Genomic DNA, 7665 nt, shown 5'->3' with positions numbered 1-7665 from the left:
CGCCGGCATGGTCACCACCCGCGAGTTCATCACGATGGCCGTGGTCATCGGCCTGCCCGCCGCGCGGGTCGAGGAGCTGTGCGCGGCGGCCGCCACCGAACTCGGCGGCACCGTCGCGCCCGCCAACTACAACGAACCCGAGCAGACCGTCATCTCCGGCGCCGACAAACCCGTCGCCCGGGCGATGGAACTGGCGGCCGAGGCCGGCGCCCGGGTGGTGCCGCTGAAGGTCGCCGCCCCGTTCCACTGCGGGCTGATGGCGCCGCTGGAGGCCGAGTTCGGCGCGGCGCTCGCCGACGTGGAGATCCGCGACCCGCGGCTGCCCGTCATCGCCAACGTCACCGGCGCGCCCGTGACGACCGCCGCGCAGGTCCGCGACGCCCTGCTCCGCCAGGTCGCCGGACCCGTCCGCTGGACGGCCACCATGCGGGAACTGGCCGGCCACGACCTTTTCGTGGAATGCGGTCCCGGCCGCGCCCTCAGCGGATTCACCATGAAGATCCACCCCGAAATCCCGGTGCACAGCCTCGGCCAGGAAAGGCGCCTTCGCCGATTCCTTGAACAGCCGATTCCTTGAACAATGGTGAACGGCCCCGCCCCCGTCTAAATTCGCTATCGGTGCGTCACCCAGAAAAAGGAAAGCAGGAGCGGAAACATGACTGATTTCAATGACGTCGTGAGCAACGCGGTCGCCGAGGCCCTCGGCCTCGACCTCGACGAGGTGACCCTCGAGTCCACCCTGATGGACGAACTGGGCGCCGAGTCCATCGACCTGCTGGACATCCTCTTCCGCATCGAGCGGGCGACCGGAATCAAGATCCAGGCGTCCGACCTGTCGGAGTACGTCCAGGGCGGCATCCCCGACGAGGAGTTCGGCGACGAGAACGAGATCATCACCGCCAAGGGCCTCGCCCAGCTCAAGAAGGTCATGCCGCAGCTCGACGTCGAAGAGCTCGAAGGCAAGCTCGAAGCCGAGCAGGTGATGGGCCACTTCACCGTCGAGAACCTGGTCGCGCTGGTCGTCTCGCGCGCCGCCGTCCCCGCCTGAACCCCACAACCGACTCCACAACGGAAGGAACGGTACCGGTGACCGAACTCAAGGGACGGGCGGCTCTCGTGACCGGGGGGTCCCGCGGGATCGGCCGGGCCACGGCACTGCGGCTGGCGGCCGCCGGTGCGGCCGTCGGCGTCAACTACCGGAGCGAAGAGCAGGCGGCGGAGAAGACCGTCGCCGAGATCATCGAAGGCGGCGGGCGGGCCGTCGCCGTCCAGGGCGACGTGTCCGACCCCGACCAGGCGCGCGCGGTCGTCGCCACGACCATCGCCGAACTGGGCGGGCTGCACGTCCTGGTGAACAACGCCGGCATCGCCCGCGACGCGCTGATCTTCAACATGGAGGCCGAGGACTGGCTCCAGGTCATGCGGGTCAACTTCGGCGGCACCTTCAACTGCACCAAGGCCGTCCTGGAGCACTTCATGGGCCAGCGCGACGGCACGATCGTCAACATGTCGTCGATGATGGGGGAGCGCGGCTGGACCGGCGAGTCCAACTACGCCGCCTCCAAGGGCGCCATCAACGCGTTCACCCGGTGCGCGGCGGTCGAACTGGCCCGCTTCGGCATCCGGGTGAACGCGGTCCTGCCCGGATTCGTCCCCACCGACCTGGTCGCCGACCTGCTCGCCAAGGACGGCGGCAAGAACATCAAGAAGCAGGTGCCGCTGCGCGGCTTCCCCAGCGCCGACGACGTCGCCGAAGCCGCGCTGTTCCTCGCCGGGCCCCGCTCGGGCTTCATCACCGGCACCCTCCTGCCGGTCGACGGCGGCGTCGGAGGCCAGCTCGGCCTCGGCCGCACGAACTGGTGACCGCGATGCACGACCAGGCCAGGGTGCGGGTGGGCGTCGACGTGGTCGAGGTCGACCGCGTCGCACGGCTGCTCGCCGAGCACCCCGCCGGGATCACCGACCTGTTCACCGCACACGAGATCGCCTACTGCCGGCGCAAGAAACACCACGCCGCGTCCTTCGCGGCCCGGTTCGCCGCCAAGGAGGCCGTGCTGAAGGCGTTCGGCACCGGACTGGGCCGCCGCCAGCGCTGGACCGACGTCGAGATCGTCAACCAGCCGCTCGGCAAACCGTCCGTCCGCCTGCACGGCGAGACCGCGGCCCGCGCCGGCCGGGACGGCCTGACCGGCATCGACGTCTCCCTGTCGCACACCTCCGGCGTCGCCCTGGCCAGCGTGGTCACGGTCTGGAACGACGCCCATCGGAACGGGGAGGAAGACCCTTGCGGTTCCATCTGATCGACCGAATCGACTCCTACGAGCCGCACACCTCCGTCCGCGGCCGGAAACTCACCTCGCTCAGCGAGGAGTTCTGGACCGGGACCGACCCGGTCATGCCGCCGCCCCTCGTCCTGGAAGCGCTCTGCCAGGCCGCGACCTGGCTGGTCGTCGCCAGCACCGGCCGCCGCAAACGCGCCGCGCTGCTGCAGATCGGCTCGGTGTCCTTCACCGGCGACGTCCGCCCCGGCGACGTCGTCGTCCTGGAGGGCCGGGTGTCGACGATGACGCAGGAGATGGCGGTCGTGTCCGGCACGGCCACCGTCGACGGCCGTCCCGTGCTGGAGGCCGTCGACGTGATGTGCGCCCTCATCGACGCCACCGACCTGCAGGACGCCGACGAGACCGCCCGCCTCATGGGCCAGCTCGGATTGGAGGCCGCCGTATGAGACGCCGTGTCGCGGTGACGGGCCTGGGCGCCGTCACCCCCCTCGGCCAGGACGCCGCCTCCACCTGGGACGCGCTCGTCGCGGGCCGCAGCGGCGTCGGCCGCATCACCTCCTTCGACGCCGAGACCTTCCCCATCCGCATCGCCGCGATGGTCGACGGCTTCGACGTCACCCCCTACCTGCCCACGCCCGCCGACGGCCGCCACCTGACCCGCGCGTCGGCCTACGGCTACGCCGCCGCCCACCAGGCGATGGCCCAGGCGCTGGCCGGCGGCGCCCACCGGCCCGAACGCAGCGGGATCGCGATGGGCGCCAGCGCCGGCCGTCCCGAAGCGCAGGAGCTCGCCGAGGTCCTCGGCGCCCACCACCGCTCCGGCGGACGCGAAGTGATCCCGCAGGGCCCGGTCAGCCTGCTGCTGCGGCAGCAGAACGTCGGAGCCGAGGCCATCGCCCGCCGCTGGGGCCTGGAAGGCCCCATGATCGGCGTCAGCACCGCCTGCTCGGCCAGCACCCACGCCCTCGGCGAGGCGTTCCGCCACATCCAGGAAGGCGACGCCGACCTCATGGTGGCGGGCGGATACGACGCCCTCACCACCTGGCTGGACGTGCTGGGGTTCACGCTGCTGGGCGCGCTGGCCTCCGGCTACGACGACACCCCCCACACCGCGTCGCGGCCGTTCTCCGGCGACCGGTCGGGGTTCGTGCTCGGTGAGGGCGCCGTCGCGCTCGTGCTGGAGGACCTCCAGGCCGCCGAACGGCGCGGCGCGACCGTCCTGGCGGAGGTCGTCGGCTACGGCTCCAGCCTGAACGCCTACCGGATCACCGACGCGCCCGCCAACGGCAGCGGCCCGATCCAGTCGATGGACTGGGCGCTGCGCGACGCCGGCCTGACCCCCGCCGACATCGACCTGGTGATCGCGCACGGCACCAGCACCCCCGGCAACGACCTGTGCGAGACCGTCGCGATCAAGAAGGTGTTCGGCGGGGACGCCGACCGGCTGATGGTGACGGCCCCCAAATCGATGACGGGCCATCTGACGGCCGCCTCCGGCGCCCTCAACGCCTTCCTCGGCGTCCAGGCGATCCGCACCGGCATCACCCCGCCCACCATCAACCTGAACACCCCCGACCCCAAACTCGACCTCGACTACGTGCCCCACACGGCGCGCCACCGGGAGGTGCGCGCCGCCGTCGCCAACGCGTTCGCGTTCGGCGGCACCAACGGCAGCCTCGTCCTCAGAAAGTACGGATCATGAGCGCTCCGCTGATCGTCCTGGACCGGATCGTCTCGGTGGAACCGGGAAAGCGGGCCGTCGGCCTGCGCAACGTCCCCCAGACGCTCGCGATCTTCGACAGTCACTTCCCGGCCCGGCCGGTCCTGCCCGGCGTCCTGGTGCTCGGCACCCTGGGCGAGCTGGCCCAAGTGCTGCTCGGCCCCACCTGGCGGCTGGCGGGCGCCGAACGCGTCCGCTACCGCCACTTCATCCGGCCCGGCGACCAGATCGTCGTCGAGGTCGAACTCAGTGAGCAGACCGAGCGCCACGCGGTGCTCAAAGGCTCCGTGAAAGTCGACGGCACGGTCGTGACCAGCGCCCGCGCCCTGCGGATGGAGGCGTCATGAGACGAGTGGCCGTCACCGGCGTCGGTGTGGTGTCCGCGCTCGGCTCCACCACCGAGCAGAGCTGGAAGGGGATGCTCGCCGGCCACACCGCGATCCGCCCCATCCGCGGCTTCGACGCCTCCGCCCTGCGGACCCGGCTGGCCGCCGAGATCGACGACTTCGACCTGGCGCTGCTGCCCGACTCCTGCCGCCGCACCGCACGCAAGATGATGCGCGGCGAACGGTACGCCGTCAGCGCGACCGCGCTCGCCCTGCGCGACGCCGGCCTGGAGGACTCCCTGGACGCTGAGCGGACCGCGCTGTTCACCGGCAGCAGCAAAGAGGTCTCCGACCTCACCAAACTGACCTCCGCGATCGTCGAGGCGACCGGCGAGGACGGCCGGTTCGACGTGCGGAAGGTCGGCGAGAACGTGTCGTCGTTCCAGCCGCTGTTCTACGTCGAGGGCCTGCAGGGCGCGTCCCTGTTCTACATCTCCGCCGCCTTCAGCCTGATGGGCGCCAACACCTACTTCGCCGGGACGGCCGAAGCCGGGCTGAACGCGGTCGGCCGGGCGTTCCGGTCGATCCGGCGCGGCGAGTCCGACGTCGCCATCGCCGGCGGCTACGACGACCCGACCTGGTGGTGGGGGATCTCCTCCTTCGACTCCCTCGGCGTGCTGACCGGTTCCGACGACCCCGCGGCGTTCCGGCCGTTCGACCGGGCCGCCGACGGCGCCGTCCTCGGCGAAGGCGCCGCGTTCCTCATCCTGGAGGAATGGGACAGCGCCCGCGCCCGCGGCGCCCACATCCACGCCGAGGTCACCGGCTACGGCTGCGGCAACGACGCCCACCAGCTCCTCACCCCCCACCCCGAGGGACGCGGCCTCGTCCACGCCCTCAACCGCGCACTGGAAGACGCCAGGACCGACACCGGCGAAGTCTCCTACATCGCCGCCCACGGCTCCGCCACGAAACTCGGCGACCTCAGCGAGGCCGCCGCCTACCACCGCGTGTTCGGCCCGCACACCCCCGCCGCCAGCTCGGTGAAACCGTCGGTCGGCCACACCGTCGGCGCGTCCGGCGCGATGAACGTCGCGGTGGCCGTGCTGGCCGCGTCACACGGCGCGGTCCCGCCGAACCTCAACCTCAGCGAGCCGCGGCCCGGCTGCGCGTTCGACTGGGTGACCGGATCGGCCAGAGAGATGCCCGTGGCGACCGCCCTCGCCGTCGCCCGCGGACTCGAAGGCCAGAACACCGTCCTGGCCGTCCGCTCGGTTCAAGGAAGGAGCACCCCATGACAGCCATCACCCATCGGGTCGTCGTCGCCGGACTCGGCGCGGTCACCTCCCAGGGACCGACCGTCAAACATCTGTGGGACGGCGTCGAACGGGGCAGGGTCGCCATCAGGCCCGTCCAGCACATGCCCATGGACGGATTCCGCACCGACATCGCTGGCGAGGTCGAACAGGTCCCCGAACCGACCGTCGACGTCGGCTACCCCGTCGGCCGGCGCGACCGGGCGCTCGACTTCCTGCTCGTCGCCGCCGAAGAGGCCCTGTCGGCGGCGCCGTCCGTCGCGCGGCTCGTCCCGCCCGAGCGGTTCGGTGTCGTCGTCGGCACCTGCAACGGCGGGCTCATCAGCGGAACCCACTGGTACAAGGACCGGCTGGACGGGGTCGAACCCCACCCGCGCCTCGTCCTGTTCGTCCCGCCGCAGGCCCTGGCCGAGGCCGTCGCCGGGGCGTTCCGGGCGCGCGGCCCCGTCCTGTCCGTCGACACCGCCTGCGCGGCCGGCGCGAACGCCATCGGCTACGCCGCCGACCTGATCCGCTCGGGCCGCGCCGACGTGTGCCTCGCCGGCGGCACCGACGGGCTGTCGGACGTGCTCGTCGCCGGATTCAACTCCCTGGAGTCGCTGTCCCCGCAGCCCGCCGCCCCCTACTCCAAGGACCGCAGCGGGCTGTCCCTCGGCGAGGGCAGCGGCATGATGCTGCTGGTCCGCCAGGACCTCGCCCTCACCCTCGGCCTGCCGGTCCTGGCCGAGGTCGCCGGATACGGGCTGTCGGCCGACGGCTACCACGCCACCGCCCCGCACCCCGAGGGCAAGGGAGCGGCCCGCGCCATCCGGGCCGCCCTCCGCTCGGCGGGCGTCGCGGCCGCCGACGTCGGCTACGTCAACAGCCACGGCACCGGCACCGCCAAGAACGACCCCGCCGAGACCAAGGCCACCAAACTCGGGCTCGGCGACGGAGCCAAGGGCGCGCTGCTGTCCAGCACCAAGTCGATGATCGGGCACCTGCTCGGCGCGGCCGGCGCGGTCGAGGGCATCGTCACGGTGAAGGCGCTGCAGGAGCAGATCGTCCCGCCGACGGCCAACTTCACCGAGGCCGACCCCGAATGCGACCTCGACTACGTGCCGAACATCTCCCGGCCCGCGGACTTCCCCGCCGCGATCTCCAACAACTTCGCCTTCGGCGGCGCCAACGCCACCGTCGTGTTCACCCGCGGCCAGACCGCGCCGCCCGTCCCCGAAGGCGACCGGGTCGTGGTGACGGGCCTGTCGGCGCTCACCTCGGCCGGATCCACCCTCGAAGAGCTGTGGGAGGCCTACGCCACCGGCCGCGAGTGCACCACCGTGGAGAACCGGGTGACGGTCGGCCGCGCCGACGTCGACATCGCCGCGCACCTGCCCGCCAAACAGCGCCGCCGGATGGACCGGCTCGGCATGTTCACCGTCATCGCCTCACGGCTCGCCCTCCAGGACGCCGGCCTGGAGATCGGGCCCGGCAACGCCGAACGGACCGGCGTCATCTTCGGCACCGGCGTCGGGCCCATGGAGTCGATGGAGAACTTCTCCCGGCCCCTGTTCACCGACGGGCCCCGCGCCGCGAACCCGGCCGTCTTCCCCAACACCGTCTACAACGCCGCCGGTGGCCAGGTCGCCATGCACCTGGGCGCCGTCGGGCCCGCCTCGACCGTCACCGCCGGGCACGCCGCGTCCGCCAACGCCCTCATCTACGCCGGCGAACTGATCGCCGGCGACAACGCCGACGCCATGATCGCCGTCGGCGCCGACTGCCTCACCGGCACCGTCACCGCCGCCTACCGGACCCTCGGCGCGCTCCGCGGCACCGGCAACGGCCTCGGCGCGAGCTTCGACGGCGGGTTCGCCCTCGCCGAAGCCGGGATCGCGCTGGTCCTGGAACGGGAACGGCACGCCGCCGCCCGCGGCGCCCAGCCCTACGCCGAACTCCTCGGCTCCGGCATCGCCTCCGACGGGCGCGGCGTCGGCCGCTGGGACAAACACGGCAACGGCGTCGAACGCGCCATCCGCGAC

The 7665-nt window shown here is 72.1% G+C and carries 9 protein-coding genes; all 9 read left to right on the top strand.

Translation table 11 applies throughout. The features are described from left to right. Window positions 1-577 (top strand): ACP S-malonyltransferase (locus tag ACYVE7_RS25085; RefSeq protein WP_460367780.1); only part of this gene is annotated, 577 nt, incomplete at its 5' end. A 78-nt stretch (window positions 578-655) separates the two neighbouring features. Beyond that, window positions 656-1048 (top strand): phosphopantetheine-binding protein, encoded by a 393-nt coding sequence (locus tag ACYVE7_RS25080; RefSeq protein WP_460367779.1) that lies wholly within the window; start codon window positions 656-658, stop codon window positions 1046-1048. A 38-nt stretch (window positions 1049-1086) separates the two neighbouring features. Continuing rightward, a complete protein-coding gene (locus ACYVE7_RS25075) occupies window positions 1087-1863 on the top strand; it encodes an SDR family NAD(P)-dependent oxidoreductase (protein WP_460367778.1) in 777 nt (258 codons plus the stop codon). 5 nt (window positions 1864-1868) lie between these two features. Then, the gene (gene acpS / locus ACYVE7_RS25070) at window positions 1869-2300 is read left to right on the top strand and encodes a holo-ACP synthase (RefSeq protein ID WP_460367782.1); all 432 of its coding nucleotides are present in this window, start codon (window positions 1869-1871) and stop codon (window positions 2298-2300) included. Continuing rightward, entirely contained in the window at window positions 2285-2728 is a 444-nt protein-coding gene (locus ACYVE7_RS25065) for a hotdog family protein (protein ID WP_460367777.1), read from the top strand. The genes acpS and ACYVE7_RS25065 overlap by 16 nt, the downstream gene beginning before the upstream one ends. After that, a complete protein-coding gene (locus tag ACYVE7_RS25060; protein ID WP_460367775.1) occupies window positions 2725-3984 on the top strand; it encodes a beta-ketoacyl-[acyl-carrier-protein] synthase family protein in 1260 nt (419 codons plus the stop codon). Before ACYVE7_RS25065 ends, ACYVE7_RS25060 begins: the two co-directional genes overlap by 4 nt. Continuing rightward, window positions 3981-4349: a 3-hydroxyacyl-ACP dehydratase FabZ family protein gene (locus ACYVE7_RS25055; protein ID WP_460367773.1), complete on the top strand. Its 369-nt coding sequence runs from the start codon at window positions 3981-3983 to the stop codon at window positions 4347-4349. The genes ACYVE7_RS25060 and ACYVE7_RS25055 overlap by 4 nt, the downstream gene beginning before the upstream one ends. Beyond that, the gene (locus tag ACYVE7_RS25050; protein WP_460367771.1) at window positions 4346-5626 is read left to right on the top strand and encodes a beta-ketoacyl-[acyl-carrier-protein] synthase family protein; all 1281 of its coding nucleotides are present in this window, start codon (window positions 4346-4348) and stop codon (window positions 5624-5626) included. Before ACYVE7_RS25055 ends, ACYVE7_RS25050 begins: the two co-directional genes overlap by 4 nt. After that, the coding region (locus tag ACYVE7_RS25045) for a beta-ketoacyl synthase N-terminal-like domain-containing protein (RefSeq protein WP_460367769.1) at window positions 5623-7665 on the top strand (2043 nt) is incomplete at its 3' end. The genes ACYVE7_RS25050 and ACYVE7_RS25045, both read left to right, overlap by 4 nt.

The sequence above is a fragment of the Actinocorallia lasiicapitis genome, assembly GCF_054778695.1.
The sequence above is the reverse complement of the archived record's forward strand: the minus strand, read 5'-3'. Positions and strand labels throughout refer to the sequence as shown.

Bases quoted from the DNA above. Each gene is read 5' to 3' on its own strand.
- ACYVE7_RS25080 (WP_460367779.1), top strand. From the start codon at position 656: ATGACTGATTTCAATGACGTCGTGAGCAACGCGGTCGCCGAGGCCCTC.
- acpS (WP_460367782.1), top strand. From the start codon at position 1,869: ATGCACGACCAGGCCAGGGTGCGGGTGGGCGTCGACGTGGTCGAGGTC.
- ACYVE7_RS25060 (WP_460367775.1), top strand. From the start codon at position 2,725: ATGAGACGCCGTGTCGCGGTGACGGGCCTGGGCGCCGTCACCCCCCTC.
- ACYVE7_RS25055 (WP_460367773.1), top strand. From the start codon at position 3,981: ATGAGCGCTCCGCTGATCGTCCTGGACCGGATCGTCTCGGTGGAACCG.
- ACYVE7_RS25050 (WP_460367771.1), top strand. From the start codon at position 4,346: ATGAGACGAGTGGCCGTCACCGGCGTCGGTGTGGTGTCCGCGCTCGGC.